General features: G+C 72.9%; 16 protein-coding genes. 12 read left to right on the forward strand and 4 right to left on the reverse strand.

Annotated features, from left to right (window positions below):
• Positions 1-2: 2 nt before the first annotated feature.
• Both ACIREI_RS28230 and ACIREI_RS28235 read left to right on the forward strand, forming a co-directional pair.
• Positions 3-1,268, forward strand: coding sequence for a sensor histidine kinase (locus ACIREI_RS28230; protein WP_403338750.1), 1,266 nt, complete (start codon positions 3-5; stop codon positions 1,266-1,268).
• Between the two features lie 114 nt (positions 1,269-1,382).
• Positions 1,383-2,879, forward strand: a complete 1,497-nt coding sequence (locus ACIREI_RS28235) for an FG-GAP and VCBS repeat-containing protein (protein WP_403338389.1) — start codon at positions 1,383-1,385, stop codon at positions 2,877-2,879.
• 91 nt (positions 2,880-2,970) lie between these two features.
• Here the strand turns inward: ACIREI_RS28235 and ACIREI_RS28240 are convergent, their stop codons facing one another.
• The gene (locus ACIREI_RS28240) at positions 2,971-4,995 is read right to left on the reverse strand and encodes a cell wall-binding repeat-containing protein (protein WP_403338392.1); all 2,025 of its coding nucleotides are present in this window, start codon (positions 4,993-4,995) and stop codon (positions 2,971-2,973) included.
• Between the two features lie 414 nt (positions 4,996-5,409).
• On the opposite strand from ACIREI_RS28240, the gene ACIREI_RS28245 reads away from it, so the two are divergent.
• On the forward strand, positions 5,410-6,675 hold the full coding sequence (locus tag ACIREI_RS28245; RefSeq protein WP_403338394.1) for an MFS transporter: 1,266 nt from the start codon (positions 5,410-5,412) through the stop codon (positions 6,673-6,675).
• An 83-nt stretch (positions 6,676-6,758) separates the two neighbouring features.
• On the opposite strand, the gene ACIREI_RS28250 is transcribed toward ACIREI_RS28245, so the two are convergent.
• Positions 6,759-7,484: an alpha/beta fold hydrolase gene (locus tag ACIREI_RS28250; protein ID WP_403338396.1), complete on the reverse strand. Its 726-nt coding sequence runs from the start codon at positions 7,482-7,484 to the stop codon at positions 6,759-6,761.
• A gap of 154 nt (positions 7,485-7,638) precedes the next feature.
• Here ACIREI_RS28250 and ACIREI_RS28255 point away from each other — a divergent pair, with 154 nt between their 5' ends.
• The 7 genes from ACIREI_RS28255 (at position 7,639) to ACIREI_RS28285 (ending at position 16,841) form a co-directional block, all read left to right on the forward strand.
• A complete protein-coding gene (locus ACIREI_RS28255) occupies positions 7,639-8,448 on the forward strand; it encodes a PaaX family transcriptional regulator C-terminal domain-containing protein (RefSeq protein ID WP_403338399.1) in 810 nt (269 codons plus the stop codon).
• Between the two features lie 140 nt (positions 8,449-8,588).
• A complete protein-coding gene (locus ACIREI_RS28260) occupies positions 8,589-9,656 on the forward strand; it encodes a cupin domain-containing protein (protein ID WP_403338402.1) in 1,068 nt (355 codons plus the stop codon).
• Positions 9,653-10,513 carry a fumarylacetoacetate hydrolase family protein gene (locus ACIREI_RS28265; RefSeq protein WP_403338404.1) on the forward strand — a complete coding sequence of 287 codons (861 nt, stop codon included), beginning with the start codon at positions 9,653-9,655 and terminating at the stop codon, positions 10,511-10,513. Before ACIREI_RS28260 ends, ACIREI_RS28265 begins: the two co-directional genes overlap by 4 nt.
• A gap of 1 nt (position 10,514) precedes the next feature.
• A complete protein-coding gene (locus ACIREI_RS28270) occupies positions 10,515-12,116 on the forward strand; it encodes an FAD-dependent monooxygenase (protein WP_403338406.1) in 1,602 nt (533 codons plus the stop codon).
• A complete protein-coding gene (locus tag ACIREI_RS28275; protein WP_403338408.1) occupies positions 12,113-14,407 on the forward strand; it encodes an acetate--CoA ligase family protein in 2,295 nt (764 codons plus the stop codon). The genes ACIREI_RS28270 and ACIREI_RS28275 overlap by 4 nt, the downstream gene beginning before the upstream one ends.
• Complete coding sequence (locus ACIREI_RS28280; protein WP_403338410.1) at positions 14,407-16,077, forward strand: (2,3-dihydroxybenzoyl)adenylate synthase; 1,671 nt, start codon at positions 14,407-14,409, stop codon at positions 16,075-16,077. Before ACIREI_RS28275 ends, ACIREI_RS28280 begins: the two co-directional genes overlap by 1 nt.
• Positions 16,074-16,841 carry a maleylpyruvate isomerase family mycothiol-dependent enzyme gene (locus ACIREI_RS28285; protein WP_403338413.1) on the forward strand — a complete coding sequence of 256 codons (768 nt, stop codon included), beginning with the start codon at positions 16,074-16,076 and terminating at the stop codon, positions 16,839-16,841. The genes ACIREI_RS28280 and ACIREI_RS28285 overlap by 4 nt, the downstream gene beginning before the upstream one ends.
• Positions 16,842-17,017: 176 nt before the next feature.
• On the opposite strand, the gene ACIREI_RS28290 is transcribed toward ACIREI_RS28285, so the two are convergent.
• Positions 17,018-18,637 carry an MFS transporter gene (locus tag ACIREI_RS28290; RefSeq protein ID WP_403338415.1) on the reverse strand — a complete coding sequence of 540 codons (1,620 nt, stop codon included), beginning with the start codon at positions 18,635-18,637 and terminating at the stop codon, positions 17,018-17,020.
• A 150-nt stretch (positions 18,638-18,787) separates the two neighbouring features.
• Between ACIREI_RS28290 and ACIREI_RS28295 the strand changes: the two genes are divergently transcribed.
• Both ACIREI_RS28295 and ACIREI_RS28300 read left to right on the forward strand, forming a co-directional pair.
• A complete protein-coding gene (locus ACIREI_RS28295; RefSeq protein ID WP_403338418.1) occupies positions 18,788-19,453 on the forward strand; it encodes a TetR/AcrR family transcriptional regulator in 666 nt (221 codons plus the stop codon).
• A 28-nt stretch (positions 19,454-19,481) separates the two neighbouring features.
• Positions 19,482-20,342: a DUF2993 domain-containing protein gene (locus ACIREI_RS28300; protein ID WP_403338421.1), complete on the forward strand. Its 861-nt coding sequence runs from the start codon at positions 19,482-19,484 to the stop codon at positions 20,340-20,342.
• 18 nt (positions 20,343-20,360) lie between these two features.
• Here ACIREI_RS28300 and ACIREI_RS28305 read toward each other — a convergent pair whose 3' ends face one another.
• Entirely contained in the window at positions 20,361-20,996 is a 636-nt protein-coding gene (locus ACIREI_RS28305; RefSeq protein ID WP_403338424.1) for a TetR/AcrR family transcriptional regulator, read from the reverse strand.
• Positions 20,997-21,062: the final 66 nt, after the last annotated feature.

Genomic DNA, 21,062 nt, shown 5'->3' on the forward strand with positions numbered 1-21,062 from the left:
GGATGAGCATCAGCCAGGAGCGGCGCTACGCCGATCGCCTCGAGGAGTTCGCGGCACGCCACCACCTCCTCGTCGACCTGGCGCTGGCCCTCGCGGTGATGGGGTGCGCGACCCTCGGCAGCGCACTCACTTTGCCCAACGCCGACCCACCGGACAACGACAAGACCGCCGTCGTCCTCATGGCCGTGGCCTGTCTCGCCCTGCTCAAGCACCGCACCCACCCGCGCACGACGGTCACGGTCACCGCGGTCTGCACGGTGATCGCGGTCGCGCAGGGCTACCTGCTCACTCCGCTGCTGCTGGCACCGATCATGGCGGCGCTCTACTGGCTGGCCTCGCTCACCGACCGCACGACCACCCGCGCCTACGGCATCGCCACCATGCTGGCCGTGATGCTCGCGGCCGTGTTCGCCGACTCCATGGACCATCTGTCGCTGCTGCTCAGGACGATCGGCCCGTTCTTCTGGCTGCTGCTGCCGCTGGCCGCCGGCAAGATGACGCAGCTGCGGCGCGCCTATCTGAACTCGGTCCAGGCCCGTGCCGAGCACGCCGAGCGCACCCGGGAGGAGGAGGCCCGGCTGCGCGTCACCGAGGAGCGCATGCGTATCGCCCGTGAGCTGCACGACGTCGTCGCCCACCATCTGGCCCTGGCCAACGCCCAGGCCGGTACGGCCGCGCACCTCGCGCTCGACAACCCGGCGCAGACCAAGAAGATCCTCACGGATCTCACCGGCACCACCTCCTCCGCGCTGCGCGAGCTGAAGGCCACGCTGGGGCTGCTGCGGCAGAACGACGACCCGGCCGCCGCCCCGCTGGAGCCGTCGCCGGGCCTCGCCCGCCTGCCCGAACTGGTATCGGCGTGCGAGTCCGCCGGACTGAGGATCACGGTCACCACCGAGGGGGAGCCGCAGCCCCTGTCACCGGGGGTCGACCTGACCGCGTTCCGGATCGTGCAGGAGGCGCTCACCAACGTCACCAAGCACGCCGCCGCGGAAGCCGCGCACGTACGGCTCGAGTACTCCGGCTCCCGCCTGATGATCACGGTCAGCAACGACGGCCCCGCGGCCCTCGCCGCCTCCGAGGCCGCGCAGAGCCGGGGCTTCGGCGTCATGGGCATGCGCGAACGCGCCCGCTCCATCGGCGGTGAACTCTGCGCCGGTCACCGCCCCGAAGGCGGCTTCGAAGTCTCCACGGCGCTCCCGCTGCACCCGCACGCCGCTGAAGAGGAGAGAGCCCCTCAAGGCGGAGGGGAACGACCGTTCCACTGAGGAGGGGGCGATCTGCCCGAACGCGTGCCCGTCCGTGTACAACCCTTGGCTTCCCTTGTGCGTCATGTACACGGCCCCCCACGCCTACCTCTGTCCTCCGGACCTGGAGCAGTCTTGCGCCTACGCACCATCTCCGTCGCCGTGGCCGTCGCCGCGGCGGCCGCGGGCCTCACCCTCACCCTCGTCCCCACGGCGAGCGCGGTCACCCCCAAGGCCGACGACTTCAACGGCGACGGTGTCGCCGACCTCGTCGTGGCCACCCCCGCAGCCCCCGTCGGCAGCTACCCGGCCGCCGGTTCGGTCACCGTCCTCTACGGCTCCGCCGGCGGCGTGTCCCCCGCCCGTTCGGCGACCCTCACCCAGAACTCCGCCGGGGTTCCGGGTGACGCCTCGTCCAACGAGCTCTTCGGCAGCGCCTACGCCACCGGTGACCTCGACGGCGACGGCTACACCGACCTCGTCGTCGGCGCGCCCGGCGAGCGGGCGCCCAACAGCAGTTCCTACGGCACCCTCACCGTCCTGTGGGGCGGTGCGAACGGCCTGAGCGGCGACGGCATCACGATCGCCAGCCCGCTCGCCACCAGCCAGTGGGACGCCGAGAAGGACTTCGGCAAGAAGGTCGTGGTCGCCGACCTCGACGGCGACGGCACCCCGCAGCTCGCCGCCCTCAGCCGCAACAGGCTGTGGGCGTACGACGACCTGTCCGGCCGTACGGCGCCGACCGGCGCCCAGTACTCCAAGTACTTCTCCTCCTACATCGAGCCCCGCACCCTCACCGCCGGAGACTTCACGGGTGCCGGGCGTGCCCAGCTCGTCGTCACCGGTCCCGAGAACTGCGACGGCACCACGGGCGGCTGCCAGCACACCGGCGTCTACACCTGGGGCGCCGCCACCCTCGACGAGGTCTGGGTGACCGACCCGGCCTCCGGCACCGCCGACGCGACGGAGGCCCCGACCGTCGCGGCCGCCGCGGGCGACGTCGACCACGACGGCTACGCCGACCTCGTCACCGGCCACATCCCCGCGTCGGCGACCACCACGGGCGAGTACTCGGACGCCGCGGGCTTCGTCCACGTCCGCTACGGCAGCCCGGAGGGCCTAGGCGCCCACCGCACCGCCACCCTCGACCAGAACACCGCCGGCGTCCCCGGCTCGAACGAGCCCGGCGACAACTTCGGCGCGTCCCTCGCCGTCGGCGACGTCACGGGCGACGGCTACGCGGACGTGGCGGTCGGCGTGCCCGGCGAGGCGGTCGGCACCGTGGCGCAGACCGGCGGTGCGGCCCTGCTCAAGGGCTCGGCGACCGGCCTGACCGGCACCGGAGCGCAGGCGTTCTACCAGACCACCAGCGGGGTGCCCGGCGCCGCCGAGGCGGACGACTGGTTCGGTTCCGCCGTGCGGATCGCCGACGTCGACGGCAGCGGCGCGGCCGACCTGGCGATCGCGGGGAAGGGCGAGGACGTCTTCGCCGGGTCGACGCGGGACGGCGGTGACTGGGTGCTGCGCGGCTCGGCCACCGGCCTGACGACGACCGGCGCGGTCTCCTTCAGCGAGCGGGCCTTCGGCTTCACCTACCCGAACGCCGAGTTCGGCTCGGTCCTGGGCAGCTGAGTCCCGGCTCACGCCGAAAGGCGCGTGGGGGCGTCCGGCACGGTGCCGGACGCCCCCACGCTGCCGTGTGGCCCTCTTCGGGCCGTACGGGCTACTTCGTGGCCGTCACCCGCAGGGAGCCGAGGTCCGGGCTCGGCGCCGACCGGGCCCCGGCGGACAGCGACTGAGCGGTCGGCGTCTGCGGCGCCACGCCCTTGTAGTACGGCGTGTAGGCGTAGTGGGTCCCCACGCCGATGGCCGCACCGATCTTGGGAAGGAGGGACGCGTCGACCGATCCGTTGCCGCCGAAGACGGCCACGTGGTGCAGGCTCGACGACATCCCCATCAGGTACCGCTTGGTGTCGTACGGCAGCGAGGTCACGTCCGTCCACAGCAGCGGACCGTAGGTGGTCATCGCCGACGCCGCGGAGACGCCGCCGCGCCAGCTGCCCACGGAGGCCACCGAGGCGTTGGACGGCAGCGACCACCAGAACCGGGCGAGGCGCGTGGCGTTCGACTGCGGTGTGCCGCCGGCGATCCGGTAGTAGGTGTACGAGCTGGGCCAGTTCGGCATCTTGCCGGCCTTGTACGCCTTGGTCAGCGCCGACTCCGCGTCGGTCCCCACCGTGATGATCTTGGTCGTGCTCGGGCTGTACTTGTTGAGGTAGCCGTAGACCGACGCGGTCATGGTCGACCCCTCGGTCAGCAGGACGACGGCGGCCCCCGAACCGCCCATCGCACCGGCGGCGGAGCTCGCCGCCAGGGCGTTGTGGTAGGTGGTGCCCGTCGCCAGGAACACGTACTTCGGCGTGCTGGTGACGGCCTTGGCCACGGCCACCGAGGTGGAGTAGCGCGAGACGTCGGACAGCCGCTTGGCCACGTACCCGAGCGAGGTCACCTTGGACGCCACCGCGCTGCTGAGGACCTTGGTGCCGCCGACCAGATAGACGGTCTTCCCCTTCGGCAGCATGCGCTTGAGCTCCGTCTGCACCGCGGAGTCGACCGCCGTGCCGGAGGTCATCAGCACCGGCCCGCGCTTCTTGCCGGCCAGCGAGGTGGCGGTGGTGGCGTAGGCGGCGTCGGACTTGCTGATGAGCACGGCCGCGCCCGCATTGCTCAGGCCGGGCGTGGTGGTGCCCACCGTGTTCCAGGTCCACTTGGACGCGGCGATGTTGGTGTCGTACGTGTCGGAGCCCCAGACGCGGGAGATCGCGTTGTCACGGAGCGGCTGCCAGGCCACGTCGGTGCCGTCGCCCTGGGGGACCCGCGTGGCCGTGCCCGTGCCGAGGTCGTGGATCCACACCTGCGGGCCGCTGGGGCCGGTGTCCGGGCTGCCGGTGAAGTAGATGTCGTACGCGATCCGGTCGCCCCGCGGCGACCAGGCGGGCCGGTGGTGGTCGACGGCGTCCGTGGTGAGCTGGGTCAGCCCGGTGCCGTCCGTCCTGACAGTGAAGAGCTGCTTGTGTCCGTCGACGGACCGGGTGAAGGCCACCGACTGGCCGTCCGGGGAGATGCTCGGGTCGTTCGCGTCGTCGGCCAGCTTGGTGAAGGCGCCGGTACGGCCGTTGTGGACCCACACGGCGGGAGTGCCGGTGGTGGCGCAGCTCGTGCCGGTGCGCACGAAGGCCAGCATGCCGTTGACGGCGCCGCTGGGCTTGGAGTCGCAGCCGTCGACGTCGGTGCCGAACAGCGCTTTGGGCGCGCGGGTTCCGTCGGCCGCGGTCAGCCGCAGTCGGCCGCCCGCCGTGAAGACGATCTCGCCGCCGCCGTACCGGAAGGTCGGGTCGGTCGGATGCCATCCGCTGCCCGTCGGCATGGCGATGTCGACGCCGGTGCTCTCCGAGTCGGCCCACGCCGTGCGGATGTGGTCGTCGTACGGGTTCACGAACGCGACCTGGCTGCCGTCCGCGGACCAGGCGCCCTGGTCGCCGGTCGGGCTGAACGAGCGCCATGAGGTGCCGTCGGGGTTGACGAACGCCATATCTCCGCGGAACTGGGTGTACAGCAGCTTCCCGTCGGTCGCCGCCCAACTGCCCGAGGCGGCCGCCGCCGACCCCGGAACCGCCGTGACGAGGCCCGCCGCGAGCGCGGCGACCCCGGTGAGCGCCGCGAGTATGCGGCGCGTACGCGTGTTCAATGTGCCCCCACAGTGAATGAGTGGCCGCCGGACCTCTCCCCCGAGGTGAACGGACGGCGTCATCACTCATCCGCACGGCAGCGGCGAAACATTAATGGGCGGCCGGTCGGCTGTGAAGATCAGGGTGGGCACTCCGGCCGGGGACCGCTGTCACCCGAGTCGCTGCTCCGCTTCGGAGTGAACAGATCATGGACGGTCGACCGCAGATCTCATCGAGTTCTCTCCCGTTCGCGCCTCGATCGCCACCCTGTCCGACGCTGTCACCTGCGTTGACTGTCTCGCGAGCCTGATGTACCCCATCGAGCCGCCAAAACCAATGCGTGACAGATTATTGACGTCCGTTTTTTGATTGACACATACTCCGATGGCGCCGGTGGCGTACCACACAGGAACCGCTCGGGAGTGGTGAGGGCAATGAAGCCAGAAGACGTCCGTTCCAGAAGTGCCGCAAGCCGCAGCGAACTCACGGTCCTGGGGCTGTGCTTCGCGGTGATCTTGTTCGACGGTTACGACCTCATCGTCTACGGGGCCGTCGTTCCGGCCCTGCTGCAGTACCAGCCCTGGGGGCTGACCCCCACCGAGGCCGGCATGATCGGCAGCTACGCCCTCATCGGGATGCTGGTCGGAGCGCTGGTCGCGGGCGCGGTGACCGATCTCGTCGGCAGGCGGAAGGTGCTGCTGATCTGCGTCAGCTGGTTCTCGCTGGCCATGGCGGCCTGCGCGCTGGCCCCGAGCGCCGAACTGTTCGGCCTGTTCCGGCTGCTCGGCGGGCTCGGCCTCGGCGGCGTGATGCCCACCGCGATCGCCCTGACCGCCGAGTACTCGGCCGCGCACCGACGCAGCCTCAACAACGCGCTGATGTTCTCCGGCTACCCCGTCGGCGGGATCCTGTCCGCCGTACTTGCCCTGGCGCTGATGCCGGAGTTCGGCTTCCGGATCATGTTCTGGATCGGTGCGCTCCCGCTCGTGACCGTCGTCCCCCTGCTCTGGCGGTACCTGCCGGAGTCCACGAGCTACCTCGCCGCCAAGGCGACACCCGCCGGTCCGGGCGCGAAGCGAGGGGTCGCGGCCCTGTTCACCCGGCGCCACCTCGGGCCCGCCGCGCTGTTCGCGGTCACCAGCTTCTTCGGTCTGCTGCTCGTGTACGGACTCAACACCTGGCTTCCGCAGATCATGAAGGCGGCCGGCTATCCGCTGTCCAGCTCGCTGCTCTTCCTGGTGATGATGAACGTGGGTGCGGCGGCCGGTTCCGTCCTGGTGGCGCCGATCGGCGACAGGATGGGCATGAGGCCGGTGACCGCGGTCACCTTCACCGCGGCGGCCCTGTCCATCTACCTGCTGAGCTCACCCACGGCCGCGTGGGTGATGTACGTGCTGGTGGCGGTCGCCGGATTCGGCACCATCGGCACCCAGATCATGGTCAACGCCTACGTCGCCATGCACTTCCCGCCCGAGGTCCGCGCGACCGCGCTGGGCTGGACGCTGGGCATCGGACGGCTCGGCGCGGTCGTCGGACCCACCTTCGGCGGCTTCCTGCTCGCCTCCGACCTGGCCACGGAGTGGAACTTCTACGCCTTCGCCATCCCGGCGGCCGTCGGCGCGCTGATGGTGTTCCTGCTCCCCAAGGGCGCCCGAGCCGCTTCCCCCGCGCCGGACGCGGCGGCGGTGGGGACGGCCTGAGGGTCGCACCGCCACCCCGCGCACGGCAACCGCCCCGGCCGCGTGACAGCGGCCGGGGCGGATTCGTCGTCCGAGCGGAGCCACTACGCCTTGAGCAGGGCGGCCGTCAGTTCGTCGGGCCGGGTGAACTGGGCCTCGTGGGTGCCGGCGTACTCGACGACCGGGGTGTCGGGGCCGAGGCGCTGCGGGAAGCGGGGGGTCCAGCCGTACTCGCCCGGGGGCAGGGCCAGGTCCTCGCTGCCCACCACGTAGGAGGCGGGCACGCCGAGTGCGGCCGGGTCGACGGGGGTGACGGTCTCGGTGAAGTAGCGCAGGGGCTGCGGCACCAGCAGGCCGTGGACCAGGCGCTGGGCGCTCTCGTCGCCGTCCTGCATGAAGGCCGAGGTGAACACCTCGTACGGGAAGAGGATGCCGTCGTTCCCGGACGCGGCCGCCAGCTGCCGGAACATCTCCGCGTAGTGCGGCGGGACCTCGTCCATCAGGGACCGCCCCTCGGCCGGGACGAACGCGCTCCAGTAGACGAGTTTGCGCAGGCGGAGCGCCAGGCGGGGCGCGGCCGCGGTGAGCGGGTAGCCGCCCCAGCTGTGGCCGACCAGGGTGACGTCCCGCAGGTCGTGCCGCTCGACGAGGTCGACGATGAAGTCCCCGACGTCCGCCAGGCTGTGCGCGCGCGGGTCGTCCCCGTCGGCGAGGCCGGGCAGGTCAGGGGCGAGCACACGGTGACCGGCGGCGCGCAGCCGCTCGGCGACCAGGCGCCAGGTCCAGCCGCTGTGACAGGCGCCGGAGATGAGGACGAAGGTCTCTGCCATGCCGTCTCCTTCGACGGAGGGGGCCCGGGGCCCCAGAAAAGGTGCCGTCCTGAAGACGGCCGTCGCATGGGTGAAATATCGATCGTCTGTGAGACGATCGTCAAGTGGTTGACGCGTATAGGGGTGGGGCCCTGCGGGCCTCATGGAGGTGCTTGTGAAACCGCGTTCGCTGGTCTTCGACCTGTTCGGCGACTATCTGCGCTACCGGGGAGGCGAGGTTCGGCTGCGCGGTCTGGTCGCCCTCATGGACTGCTTCGACATCCCCGAGAGCACGGTCCGGGTGGTGGCCGCCCGGATGCGCAAGGAGGGCTGGCTGGACAGCAGCCGGGAGGGGCGCGAGACCGTCTACGCCCTCACCGACGCCTCCTGGCGGCTGCTCGACGAGGGCCGGGAGCGGATCTTCGGGCGGGCCCGGGGTCCGTGGGACGGCCAGTGGCACATGGTCATCTACTCGGTGCCCGAGGCTGACAGGGCTCTGCGCGAACAACTGCGCAAGGAACTGTCCTGGCTCGGCTTCGGCCTGCTGTCGGCGTCGGTGTGGATCAGCCCGCACGACCGGATCGCCCAGGTCAGGGAGAGCTTCGCCGACCATCCCTCGGTACGCATCGATGCCCTGCACGCCCGCTCCGAAGGCACCGCGGCCGACCGGGACATGGCCACCCGCTCGTGGGACCTGACGGCCCTGAACAAGGAGTACGGCGAACTCCTCGACCGCTACCGCCCCCGCCTCGCCGGCTACCGCGCCGGCGAGATGCGCGGCCGGGACGCGCTGGTCGAGCGCATGCGCCTGGTCCACGACTACCGCATGTTCCCCTTCCGGGACCCCGACCTGCCGCCCGAGCTGCTGCCCGAGGGCTGGGTCGGCCGCCAGGCCCACGAGCTGTTCCTGGAGGCCCACGGGCTGCTGCGGGTGGAGGCGGAGGCCTATGTCGACGAGGTGGTGGGCGGCGGCACCGGGGCGTAGGTCGGGGCGTGGGCCCGGGCGCCGGACCGGGGTGCAGGGCCGGGTGCAGGGGTGGCACAGAAAGGCGTTTCAGAATCTAGACGGCCGTCTCGTTAGTGTCGTACGTTAGGGGCAGGTCACCCCGAAGGAGTGAGTCCGCCGTGACGATCACTGACGAACGTGCCGCGCTGGAGAGGCTCTACGCCGACTTCGAGGCCGCGCATCTGACACCCCTGTGGACCCAGCGCGAGGGTCTGATGACGCAGGTCCCGCAGCCGGACGCCGTGCCCGCCCTGTGGCGCTGGTCGGTGCTGCACCCGCTCGCCGAACGCAGCGGCACCCTCGTCCCGGTCGGCCGGGGCGGCGAGCGCCGCGCCATCGCACTGGCCAACCCGGGCCTGCCCGGCACCGCCTACGCCACCCCCACACTGTGGGCCGCGATCCAGTACCTCGGCCCCGGCGAGGAGGCGCCCGCGCACCGCCACACGCAGACCGCGTTCCGCTTCGTCGTCGAGGGCGAGGGCGTGTGGACGAACGTGGAGGGCGACCCGGTGGCGATGCGCCGGGGCGACCTGCTGCTGACGCCCGGCATGCACTTCCACGAGCACCACAACACCACCGACGAGCCCATGGCCTGGATCGACGGCCTGGACATCCCGCTGGTGCGCCAACTGGACGCCGGATTCTTCGAGTTCGGACCCGACCGGCTCGCCACCCGCGCGACCCCGGCCGCCTCCCGCAACGAACGCCTGTGGGGCCACCCGGGCCTGCGCCCGGTCGGCGCCCCCGCCACCCCGTCCTCCCCGCTGATGGCGTACCGCTGGGAGCACACCGACGCCGCGCTCACCGCCCAGCTGGAGCTGGAGGACGAGGGCTTCCCCGGCGTGCTGGAGCCCGGTCACGCGGTCGTACGGTTCACCGACCCGGCCACCGCCCGGGACGCCCTGTCCACCATCCGCACCGAGATGCACCGGCTGCGCGCCGGGGCGCGTACCGCGACCACCCGCGTGGTCGGCTCCGCCGTCTGGCAGGTCTTCGACGGCACCGGCACGGTCGAGGTCGGCGGCGAGCGGTACGAGGTGACGAAGGGCGATCTGTTCGCCGTCCCGTCCTGGGCCCCGCTCACCCTCACCACCGACAGTGGCCTCGACGCCTTCCGCTTCTCCGACGATCCCGTGTACGAGGCGATCGGCCTGGCCCGCACGCACCGAGAGGAGCCTTCCGCATGAGGCTCGCCACCATCCGCACCACCGACGGCACCCGCGCCGTCCGCGTGGACGACGCCGCCGCCGTCGAACTCGGCCACCCCGACCTGGGCGCGCTGCTGCGCCGCCCCGACTGGCGCGCCGAGGCCGCCGCCGCGGACGGACCCCGCCGAGACCTGGCCGGCCTGGACTACGCGCCACCGGTGCCGTCCCCCGAGAAGATCGTGTGCGTCGGGCTCAACTACCGCAACCACATCCTGGAGATGGGCCGCGAGCTGCCCGAACACCCCGCGCTCTTCGCGAAGTTCGCCCGTGCCCAGGTCGGCGCGTACGACGCGGTCGTGCTGCCCGCCGGATCGGACGCGGTGGACTGGGAGGCCGAACTCGGCGTGATCGTGGGCGCCGAGGTCCGGCACGCGTCGCTGGAGGAGGCGCGGGCCGCGATCGCCGGGTACACGGTGGTCAACGACGTCACGGCGCGCGACTTCCAGTACCGCTCGCCGCAGTGGCTGCAGGGCAAGACCTTCGAGGCGAGTACACCGGTCGGGCCGTGGCTGGTCACCGCCGAGCCCGGCGACGCCCCGCTGTCGGCCGAGCTGAGCTGCACCGTCGACGGCGAGCTGATGCAGAAGGCCGACACCGGTGACCTGGTCTTCGACCCGGCGGCCCTGGTGGCGTACATCTCGCGGATCGTCACCCTCGTCCCCGGCGACCTCATCGCCACCGGCACCCCCGGCGGCGTCGGCCACGCCCGCAAGCCCCCGCGTTATCTCGCCGAGGGCAGCGATCTGGTGACGCGGATCGAGGGCGTCGGCGAGTGCCGCAACACCCTGGTGAGCGGCGACACTCCGGTGAGTGGCGACACTCCGGTGAGGAGCTGACATGCGCATCGCTGTCGTCGGCGGCGGCCCCGGAGGGCTGTTCTTCGCCGCGCTGATCCGGCAGGCCGACCCGTCCGTCGAGGTCACGGTCTTCGAACGCAACCGGGCCGACGACGCGTTCGGCTTCGGCGTGGTGTTCTCCGACCGTACGCTCGCCGGGATCCACGCGGCCGACCCCGTGCTCCGTGAGGCGCTGGACGCGCACGGCCGGCACTGGGACGACATCGAGGTCCGGCTGAAGGGCGAGCGGATCAGCTGCGGCGGCAACGGCATGGCCGCGATCGTCCGCCGCACCCTGCTGGCGCTGCTCCAGGAGCGGGCGCGCGGCCTGGGCGCGGACCTGCGCTTCGAGACCGAGGTCGGCCTCGACGACCTGGACGGCTACGACCTCGTGGTCGCCGCCGACGGCACGTCCTCGCGGATCCGCGACTTGCTGGCGGAGCGGCTGGCGCCGTCCGTCGAGACGGCGACGGCGAAGTTCATCTGGTTCGGCACGGACTACATGTTCGACGGGCTCACCTTCGTCCACGAACGCGGCCCGCACGGCGTGTTCGCCGTGCACGGCTACCCCATCAGCGCGGACGTGAGCACCTTCATCGTCGAGACCGACGAGGAGTCCTGGCGGGCCGCCGGGCTGGACGCGTTCGACGTCACCCAGCCACCGGGAGCGAGCGACCTCACCAGCAAGGCGTACCTGGAGGAGCTGTTCGCCGAGCAGATCGAGGGACACCGCCTGCTCGTGAACAACTCCCGCTGGGGCAACTTCCGCACCCGGCGCACCCGTCACTGGTACGTCACCGAGCCGCGCCCGGTGGTCCTGCTCGGCGACGCCGTGCACACCGCGCACTTCTCCGTGGGCTCCGGCACCAAGATGGCCATGGAGGACGCGATCGCGCTCGCGGCGGCCCTCACCAAGCAGGGCGACGACCTCCCGGCCGCGCTGGCCGCCTACGAGGCGGCGGCCCGCCCCTCGGTCGAGGCGATCCAGGGCGCGGCCCGGCCCAGTCTGGGCTGGTGGGAGCAGTTCGGCGCCTACCACGACGCCTTCGAGCCCTGGCAGTTCGCCTACCACTTCCTCTCCCGCAGCATCACCGACGCCCGGCTGGCCCGGCGGGCCCCGGACTTCGTCCACGACAGTCACGACCGCTGGCAGCAACGCAACGGCGGTTCCGAGCCCCTGGACACCCCGTTCGACCTCGGCACATGCCGACTGCCCAGCCGGGTCATGCTGGTCGGGCCGGACGGCACCACCGCGGTGGGCGGCACCGGAGAACCGCTGCCCCTGCGGGCGTCCGCCCCGGCGTCGCCGGAGCCGTGGGGCGCGCGGATCACGGCCCCCGACGACGAAACCGGCCTCGCCGCCGCCTACGAGCTCCTCGCCGACCTCACCGGTGCCGGTCCGCTGCTGGTCGCCGTACAGGGCGGGACGGCCCACACCCGCGCCCTGCTCACCGAGCGGACCCGCCTGCGGCACGGCCTGCCCGCGCTCCTGGTGGACGACGCGCTGGACCGCGACCGCGCGGTGACGGCGGTGCTGTCCGGCCGGACCGACCTGGTCGGCGCCACCGCCGACACCGTCGCGGCCTGGGAGGTGACCGCATGACGAGCACCGAGATCACGATCACCACCGATACAGCGGGCACGAGCACCGCCCTGGACGGGCTCTTCACTCCCCGCGGCATCGCCGTCATCGGTGCTTCCCGCGACCCGTCGAAGCTGGGTGCCGCGCTCGCCCGCTCGGTCGCCGGGTTCTCCGGCCACGTGGCCCTGGTCAACGCGCGCGACCCGGAACCGGCCGCCGGGGTGTACGCCTCGGTCGCCGAGGCCGCCGAGCACGGCCCCGTCGACCTCGCCCTCGTCTGCCTCCCGGCCCGGGCCTGCGCGGACGCCGTCGCCGAGGCAGCCAAGGCCGGGGCGCGGGCCGCCGTGGTGTACGGCGGCGGGTTCGCCGAGGCCGGTCCGGACGGCGAGCGGTACCAGCGTGAGCTGGCCGATGTCGTCGCGCGCACCGGTATCCGGCTGCTCGGCCCGAACACCTCCGGCTTCCTCGCACCGGGCCTCACGGCGAGTTTCGTACCGGGCGCGGCCGAGGTGCCCGCCGGCCGGATCGCGGTCGTGGCGGCCAGCGGCGGCGTCAACCACGCCCTGGCGTTCCTGCTCACCGAGGCCGGACACGGAGTGAGTCTCGCGGTGGGGCTCGGCAACGGCGTGGACGTCACGGCCGCCGACGTCCTGGAGCACCTGACCACCGACCCGCACACCACCGCCGTCGCCCTGCACCTCGAGTCCGTCGCCGACGGACGCCGGCTGACCGACGCGGTGGCCCGGCTCGCCGCGACCCGCCCGGTCGTCGCGCTCGTCGTCGGCCGCCATGACGTCGGCGCCTTCGCCGCCTCCCACACCGGCGCCCTGGCCACCTCCTGGCGCACCACCCGCGCCGCCCTCGCCCAGGCGGGCGCCGTGCTGGTCGACGACGAACGCGAACTGGTCGACGCGGTCGGCGCCCTGTCCCTCGTACGACTGCCCGCCTGCGCCGACCCGGGCGTGGGCGTGGTCACCGCGCAGGCCGGGCCGGGGCTGCTGCTCCTGGACCAACTGCGGGGCCGCCGCGCCGCCGTGCCCGAGCTGGCCGAGGAGACCCGGCGCGCCCTCGCGGCCGTCCTGCCCCCGCTGACCTACCAGGCCAACCCGGTGGACACCGGCCGTCCCGGCCCCGGCTTCGCCGCCGTGCTGCGGGCCGTGGCCGCCGACGGGGCCGTGGACCTGATCGCCGGGTACGCGCTGCACGAACCGGGCGCGTTCGACCTGGTCGAGGCCGTGGCGGCGGCCGGCGACGACGTGCCGCTGCTGCTCGGAGTCGGCGGCACGGGCGACGGCGTACGGCGCGTGCGCCGGGCCCTGCTCGACCGGGGCGTCCCGGTCACCGGCGACCCGCACGGCCTCGCCGCCATGACCGGCGCCCTGCTGGCCGACGCCCGCGCCCGAAGCCGGACGACGGCCGAGACCGCCACCCCCGTCCCCCCGACGCGCCTGGACGTGGGCCCCGGCCCCTGGGACGAGGACCAGGCCAAGACACTCCTGGACCGCCTGGGCGTACCGACCATGCCCCGCCGGGACTGCGCCGACCGCACCGAGGCCCACCGGGCGCTCGCCGAACTGCCCGGCCCGGTCGCGGTCAAGCTGCTGGACGCGTCCGTCCTGCACAAGACGGAGCTCGGCGGGGTTCGGCTGGGCGTGGGTACACCGGCGGAACTGGACGAGGCACTGGACGCGATGGAGGAGGCGGCCGCGCGCGTCCCCCGTACGGCCGGAGCGGCCGGGGCCGACCACCGAGCCATGGCGGGCGAGCCTGACCATGGACCCGAAGTCGCCGATGGTGCGTCCGCCCCACCGGGGCCACCCGCACTCGACCACGAAAGCTGTACGGGTGGTGCGGGTGGGACCGAGTCCGGCGCCGAAGGCGCCGAGGCGATGGAAGCGCCGCAGGCACCCCGCTTCCTGGTCGAGTCGATGGCCCCACCCGGCGTCGACCTGGTCGTAGGCGCCCGCCGCGACCCCGTGTTCGGCCCCGTCGTCCTGGTCGGCCTGGGCGGTACGACCGCCGAGGCGTTGGCCGACGTGGCACTGCGGCTCGCCCCGCTCAGCCGGGAGGAAGCCGCCGGCATGCCCGCCGAGCTGGCCGGACGTGCCCTCCTCGACGGCTGGCGCGGTGGTCCCGTCCTCGACCCCTTCGCGCTCGGCGAGGTGGCGGCGGCCCTGGGGGACCTGCTCGTCGCCCACCCCGAACTCGCCGAGATCGAAATCAATCCACTGCGGCTGACCGCCCAGGGCCTCGTGGCGCTGGATGCTGTATGTATCGCCGCTTCGAGCCCCTGCACCGGAGGTGGTGACTGATGGCCGCACCCATCAGTGAAGGCACGGTTCCCTGGCCCGACGCCGACGCCGCCCGCTATGCGGCCGCCGGGTACTGGGCCGGCCGCCCGCTGGGCGACCTGCTGCGCGAGAGCGCCGAGCGCTCGCCCGACGTGACCGCGCTCGTCGACGGCGAACTGCGGCTGACCTACGCCGAGTTGGCCGACCGCGCCGACGCGGCCGCCGTCCGTCTGCTGGACCTCGGCCTCACCGCCGGGGACCGCATCCTGGTCCAGCTGCCCAACGGCTGGGAGTTCACCGTCCTGACCTGGGCCTGCCTGCGCGCCGGGATCGTCCCCGTCATGGCGCTGCCCGCCCACCGCCGCCTGGAACTGTCCTACCTCGCCGCCCACTCCGAGGCCGCCGCCATCGCCGTACCCGACCGGCTGCGCGACTTCGACCACCAGGCGCTCGCGCACGAGCTGGGCAAAGAGGCGCCCGGGCCCTGGCACGTCCTGGTGGCGGGGGAGGAGATCGAGCCCGGCAGCCTGGACCTGCGCGCCCTGTGCGCGCCCGGCGAGGATCCGGCGGCCGACCGGGCGCGGCTGGACGCCGTCGCCCCCGGCAGCCGTGACGTCGCGGTGTTCCTGCTGTCCGGCGGCACCACCGGCCTGCCCAAGCTGATCGCCCGCACCCATGACGACTACGCCTGCAACGCCCGCGTGAGCGCCGAGGTCAGCGGCGTCGACGCCGACACCGTCTACCTGGTGGGCCTGCCCGCCGGACACAACTTCCCCCTCGCATGCCCCGGCATCCTCGGCACCCTGCTGGCCGGCGGCCGGGTGGTCATGCTGCCCAGCCCGGAACCGGGCCGCGCCTTCGCCACCGTCGCGGCGGAGGGGGTCACCCACACCGCCGTCGTCCCCGCCGTCGCCGGACGCTGGCTCGAACACGCCGAACGGCACGGCGCGCAGCAGATGCGCAGCCTGCGGGTGCTCCAGGTCGGCGGCTCCCGGCTCGCGGACGAACTCGCCCGCCGTGTCCGCCCGGTCCTCGGCGCGACCCTCCAGCAGGTGTTCGGCATGGCCGAGGGCCTGCTCAACTACACCCGCCTCGACGACCCCGAGGACGTCATCTGCACCACCCAGGGCCGCCCCATGTGCCCGGACGACGAGGTACGTCTCGTCGACGAACTCGACCGGGACGTCCCCGACGGCGAGCCCGGCTCCCTGCTCACCCGCGGCCCCTACACCCCCCGCGGCTACTACCGGGCCCCCGAGCACAACAAGCGGGCCTTCACCGCCGACGGCTGGTACCGCAGCGGCGACATCTGCCGGCTCACCCCGGACGGCAACCTCGTCGTCGAGGGCCGCGACAAGGACATGATCAACCGGGGTGGGGAGAAGGTCTCCGCGGAGGAGATCGAGAACCTCGTCTACCGGCTCACCGACGTCAGCCAGGTCGCCGCCGTGGCCATGCCCGACCCGGAACTGGGCGAACGAGTCTGCCTGTACGTCGTCACCGGGCCGGGCCGGCGGGACCTGACGCTCGGTGAGATCCGCGCCGCCCTGGAGGAGGCCGGGGTCGCCCGCTTCAAGCTGCCCGAGCACCTCGTGGTCGTCGAGGAGCTGGCGTCCACCAAGGTCGGCAAGATCGACAAGAAGGCGCTGCGGGCGGACATCGCGTCCCGGATCGCGGGGAGCGCGGGATGACGAGCCGGGAACAGAACGTCCGCCAGGCGGGTCGGGACGGCCATGACCGCTGTGACGTCCGTGACCGCCACGACCTGACCGTCACCCTGCCCTGGATGCGCGAAGGCACGGCCCGGCTGCTCGCCGCCGCCGACCGGCTCGCCGACGACGACCTGGGCGCGCCGACCGCCCTTCCCGGCTGGACCCGGGCCCATGTCGTCGGCCACCTGGCCCGCAACGCCGAGGCCCTCGGCCGCCTCGTGGCCTGGGCCCGAACCGGCGTGGTCACTCCCATGTACGCCGACCGTGAGCAGCGCGCCGCCGAGATCGAGTCCTCGGCGGCGCTCGGGCCCGACGTGCTGCGGATGCAACTGAAGTCCACGGCCGCCGACCTGGACGTGGCCCTGGCGGCCCTGGACGCCACCGCGTGGCGGGCCGAGGTCAAGAGCGCACTGGGCCGGACCATTCCCGCGGCCGAGATCCCCTGGATGCGGGTGCGCGAGGTGTGGCTGCACGCCGTCGACCTCGCGGCCGGGGTGACCTTCGCCGATCTGCCCGCCGACCTGGTCGACACCCTGCTGGACGACGTGACGACCGCCCTCTCCACCCGCCCCGGCTGCCCCGCGGTCCGCCTCACCCCGACCGACCGCGCCACCACCTGGCACCTGGGCCCGGCCACCCCCGAACCGCCCGCACGCGCCGAGGGCCCGGCCGCGGAACTGCTGGCGTGGGCGACCGGGCGTACGACCCGTCCCGGCCTGGTCGCCCTGCCCTCGTGGCTGTGACAGGACGACCCTGCCGCCGCGTCGGCGGCGGGGGGTGGGAGGCCGGGCGTTCCGGACCTACGTCTGGACGTGCACCTTCCTCCTGACAGCACCAGGACGGTGCCGGGCGTCCCCTCCCGGCACCGTCCTGGGCCGTGCGCCGCTCAAGGCACGGCCCGCTTCGGGGTGGCGGCCGCTCAGGCGACGCCCGCGCGCTCCTCCTGGGGCCGCTGCTCCGTCTCCCGCGTGTCCTCCCGGCGGTGCTGGTCGGTCTTGCGACGGCCCGGCAGGACGGCGAGGACGATCAGCGTTCCGGCGGCCATGATGATCCCGCCGACCAGGCTGGTGTGGGCGATGCTCTGGGCGAACGCCTCGTGGACGGCGTCGACCAGGGCCTGCGCCTGCTGCGCCCCGCCGGCCGGGTTCTTCGCGACCTCCTCGGCGACCGCGAGCCCGCCGCCCACCGAGTCCTTGGCCGTCTCCAGCGCCGCGGCCGGGAGCCGGCCGCCGATCAGGTCGGTGAGTTCGTCCCGGTACGCCGTGCCGAGCAGGGAGCCCAGCAGCGCGATGCCCAGGGAGCCGCCCAGCTCCATCGAGGTGTCGTTGGCGCCGCCGCCTACGCCCAGCTCGGACTCGGGGAAGGAGCCCATGACGGTGTCGGTGGCCGGGGAGACGCTCAGGCCGATCGCGAAGCCCAGCATCATCATCGGGGCCAGGAAGTCGGTGTACGTCGAGCCCTTGTCGATCTGCGTGAGCAGGAAGACACCGGCGGTACCGATGGCCATGCCGGCCACCACCATCGCCTTCACCCCGAGCTTCGGGGTCAGCCTGCCGGTGACCGCGGCGCCGAGGAAGACCGCTGCGGCCAGCGGCAGCAGCCGTATGCCGGTCTCCAGGGCGTCGTAGCCGAGGACGAACTGCAGGAACTGGGTGGAGTAGTAGATCGCGCCGAAGGTGCCGAAGAAGAAGAACAGCACCGCGATCATCGAGCCGGTGAAGGGGCGCAGCCGGAACTTGCGCACGTCCAGCATCGGGTGCGGGTGGCGCAGTTCCCAGGCCACGAAGGCGACGAGACCGACGCCCGCGACGACGGCCGCGGTGACCGGGCCGGTGCCCCAGCCGAAGTGCGGGCCCTCGATGGTCGCGTAGACCAGGGAGCCGATGGAGACGATCGACAGCAGCCCGCCGACGTAGTCGATCCGGCCCATGCCCTCCGCCTTGGACGGCGGTACGAGGACGAGCGCGCCGACCACGGCCATGGCCGCGATGGGCACGTTGATCAGGAACGTCGAGCCCCAGGCGTGGGCCTCAAGGAGCCAACCCGCGAGCAGCGGGCCGACGGCGATGGCGAGGCCGGAAGTAGCGCTCCAGGCGGTGATGGCCTTGGCGCGCTCGGCCTTGGGGAAGGTCGCGACCAGCAGGGACAGGGTGGCCGGCATCACGACGGCGGCACCGACGCCCATGATCGCGCGGGCCGCGATGACGAGTTCCGTCTGATCGACGAGGCTCCCCATCACCGAACCGCCCGCGAAGATCAGCAGGCCGGTGACGAGGGCGCCGCGGCGGCTGTACTTGTCGCCGATCGCGCCCAGGACGAGCATCAGCGCGGCGTACGGGACGGTGTAGCCGTCGATGACCCACTGCAGGTCGCTGCTGCTGAGGTCCAGGTCCCGGCTCATGTCCGGCGCGGCCACGATCAGTGACGTGTTCGCCATGACGACGATCAGCAGACTCAGGCAGAGCACGAGCAGCGCCCACCAACGCCGTGCGTACGGCCCGGTCATCTTCTCCACGGGTGTGTTGGCAAGGAAGGGCAAGAGGGGCTCCCAAGGGCAGGGTCGCTTGTTATTTGCACATCGATGAGCAGACTAGTTTCTTGCCCTCCGATGTGCAAATATCGAGCGACTCCCTTCCGGGACCCGCCCGCGCCCCGTCTTTCACCCCCTCCTACGCCCCGAGGTGCCGACGTGAGCAGCCAGACAGCCCCACCGCCCGGACGGCAGCGCCGTGCGACGCGTGCCACCCGCGCCCGCATCCTGGAAGCGGCCCGACGCGAACTGGGCCGCAACCCCGACAGCAGCCTCGGTGACATCGCCGAGGCCGCCGGCGTGGCGCGGCGCACCGTCTACACGCACTTCGCCGGCCGTGCGGCGCTGGTGGAGGGGCTCGCCGACGAGGTCGCGGAGGCGGTGCGCCTCGCCATGGCCGCCACGGGTGCGCCCCGCACCGACCCCGCGAGTGCCCTGGCTCGCTTCGTTCTCACCCTCTGGCCGGTCGGTGAGTGCTACCGCACCCTGATCGGCCTGGCCGGCCAGGACCTCAGCCCCGACCAGGTGCGCGAAGTCCTCGCCCCGGCCCGCGAGACGGCCGCCGGCATCCTCGCCGAGGGCCGGCGCCGGGGCGTCTTCCATACCGTCGTCCCGCCCTGCGCCCTCAGCAGCGCCATCGAGGCCCACCTGCTGAGCCTCCTCGCCGCCGTCAACTCCGGGATCTGGGCCGACGACGGCACTCGCGCCGCCATCGCCGCCCTGATCGCCGCCGGAGTCGACGGCGACACCGCCACCGCCACGGTCCGCCGTCTGCGTGACACCGAGCGGCCCCACTCGCCCGACCGGGCCCGACGAGCCGACTGACCGAGCCCACTGAAGGAGGGCCCCGCCCATGCACCGGTCCCAGCACGAGTTCCCGCACGAGTTCCCGCGACAGCCCGGCCATCAGGCCCGGTACGGGTACGACGACGACCCGCAGTACGAGCCGTACTACCCCCCTTACGACGCCCCTTATGACGGCAACGAGTCCCGTCGGCCCCGCCGTCGCCGTACGGCCGTCGCCGCCGTCCTGGTCGCGCTGGCTCTCCTGCCCGTCGCGGTCGACCGGGCCGTCGCGGCACGTATCGAGTCCCGCACGGCCAAGGCGTTCCAGGAGGGCATGGGCACACCCCTGCCGCCGGAGGTCCACGTCCGTGGCATCCCCGTCGTGACCCAGGCGGCCTCCGGCACGCTGAGCCAGGTGGACATCACCGCGCACGGCATACCGGCCCGCGACGCCACCCGACCGCTGCCGGTGAGCGAACTCTCCCTGCGGCTGAACGGGTTGACGAAGTCCGACGACGACGGCGAGGCACGGGCCCGCAGCGCGCAGGCGACCGCCTTCCTGTCGTACGAGGACGTGTCGAAGGTCCTCGGCCTGGAGATCTCCCAGGGCGGTCGCCCGGGTCAGGTCAGCGCGGCCATCCTGCTGCCCCTCGGCAAAGAGGTCACCGTGACGACGACCGTCTCGGCGGCCTCGGGCAACCGCATCGCGTTCCAGGACTTCCAGGTCGCGGGCGGTGTGCTGCCCGGCGGGGGCAACGCGCTGCTCGACAAGGTCTTCGAGCGGCCGATCCAGTTGCGCAACATTCCCGACGGGCTGCGCCTGCGCTCGGTCACCACCACGGCCGACGGCCTCACCGCCCGCTTCTCGGGCCGGTCGGTCACCTTCCGGCCCGAGGACGCGTCCGGGGGCACGTCCGGGAACGCGTGAAGCCTGGCGTCCCGCCGGTCAGCCCAGGTCGGGCAACGGCCGGCGGGCCACCTCGTGGGCGTCATCCGGCGGGACGCCCAGCATGCGCAGGACCATCTCGGCCAGGTTCGTGGCGGCCTCGTCGCCGTCCAGCTCGGGGCGGGCGAAGCGCAGCTCCACCAGGGACAGCAGGGTGCCGCCCAGGGCCGACAGGGCGACCACCGGCTCCACGGCGGTGAAGCGGCCGGAGGCGATACCGGCCTGGAGGTCGCGCAGGGCCCGGACGGCCAGGCCGTTGTCCGAGTGGAGATGGCCGAGGCCACGGCGGCGCAGCACCTGCATGAGCTCCGGGTGGGACTCGGCCATCCGGGCGCTGAGCCGGAAGCCGGCCGCGACGAGCTCCGCGGGGTCGTCGATCCCGGCCAGGTGTTGGTCGAAGGTCTGGCCGAACTCCTCCAGCGCGTCCACCACGGCAGCCTCGAACAACTCGGTCTTCGACTCGAAGTGGTTGTAGAAGGAGCCGAAGCCGACGTCCGCGCGCTCGGCGATCGCCTGGATGCTGGCGCTGGTGTCACCGGTCTCGGCGAGTATCCGCCGGGCCGCGCGGACGAGCGCCCGCCGGGTCTCGGCGCGGCGCCGCTCGAACCGGTTGCCGGGCGGGGCTGACGTAGGCATGGGCCCGAGTCTACCCGCGCAGACGACGGCCATCGCAGTTCTGATGAATCCATCAATTCATGCTCG

This window comes from Streptomyces sp. NPDC093591, assembly GCF_044764885.1.
In the GTDB taxonomy this organism is placed as follows: Bacteria; Actinomycetota; Actinomycetes; order Streptomycetales; family Streptomycetaceae; genus Streptomyces.

What these genes read in the sequence shown, in the direction of transcription:
- ACIREI_RS28230 (WP_403338750.1), top strand. Translation starts at nt 3, where the DNA reads ATGAGCATCAGCCAGGAGCGGCGCTACGCCGATCGCCTCGAGGAGTTC.
- ACIREI_RS28245 (WP_403338394.1), top strand. Translation starts at nt 5,410, where the DNA reads ATGAAGCCAGAAGACGTCCGTTCCAGAAGTGCCGCAAGCCGCAGCGAA.
- ACIREI_RS28250 (WP_403338396.1), bottom strand. Translation starts at nt 7,484, where the DNA reads ATGGCAGAGACCTTCGTCCTCATCTCCGGCGCCTGTCACAGCGGCTGG.
- ACIREI_RS28265 (WP_403338404.1), top strand. Translation starts at nt 9,653, where the DNA reads ATGAGGCTCGCCACCATCCGCACCACCGACGGCACCCGCGCCGTCCGC.
- ACIREI_RS28270 (WP_403338406.1), top strand. Translation starts at nt 10,515, where the DNA reads ATGCGCATCGCTGTCGTCGGCGGCGGCCCCGGAGGGCTGTTCTTCGCC.
- ACIREI_RS28275 (WP_403338408.1), top strand. Translation starts at nt 12,113, where the DNA reads ATGACGAGCACCGAGATCACGATCACCACCGATACAGCGGGCACGAGC.
- ACIREI_RS28280 (WP_403338410.1), top strand. Translation starts at nt 14,407, where the DNA reads ATGGCCGCACCCATCAGTGAAGGCACGGTTCCCTGGCCCGACGCCGAC.
- ACIREI_RS28285 (WP_403338413.1), top strand. Translation starts at nt 16,074, where the DNA reads ATGACGAGCCGGGAACAGAACGTCCGCCAGGCGGGTCGGGACGGCCAT.
- ACIREI_RS28300 (WP_403338421.1), top strand. Translation starts at nt 19,482, where the DNA reads ATGCACCGGTCCCAGCACGAGTTCCCGCACGAGTTCCCGCGACAGCCC.
- ACIREI_RS28305 (WP_403338424.1), bottom strand. Translation starts at nt 20,996, where the DNA reads ATGCCTACGTCAGCCCCGCCCGGCAACCGGTTCGAGCGGCGCCGCGCC.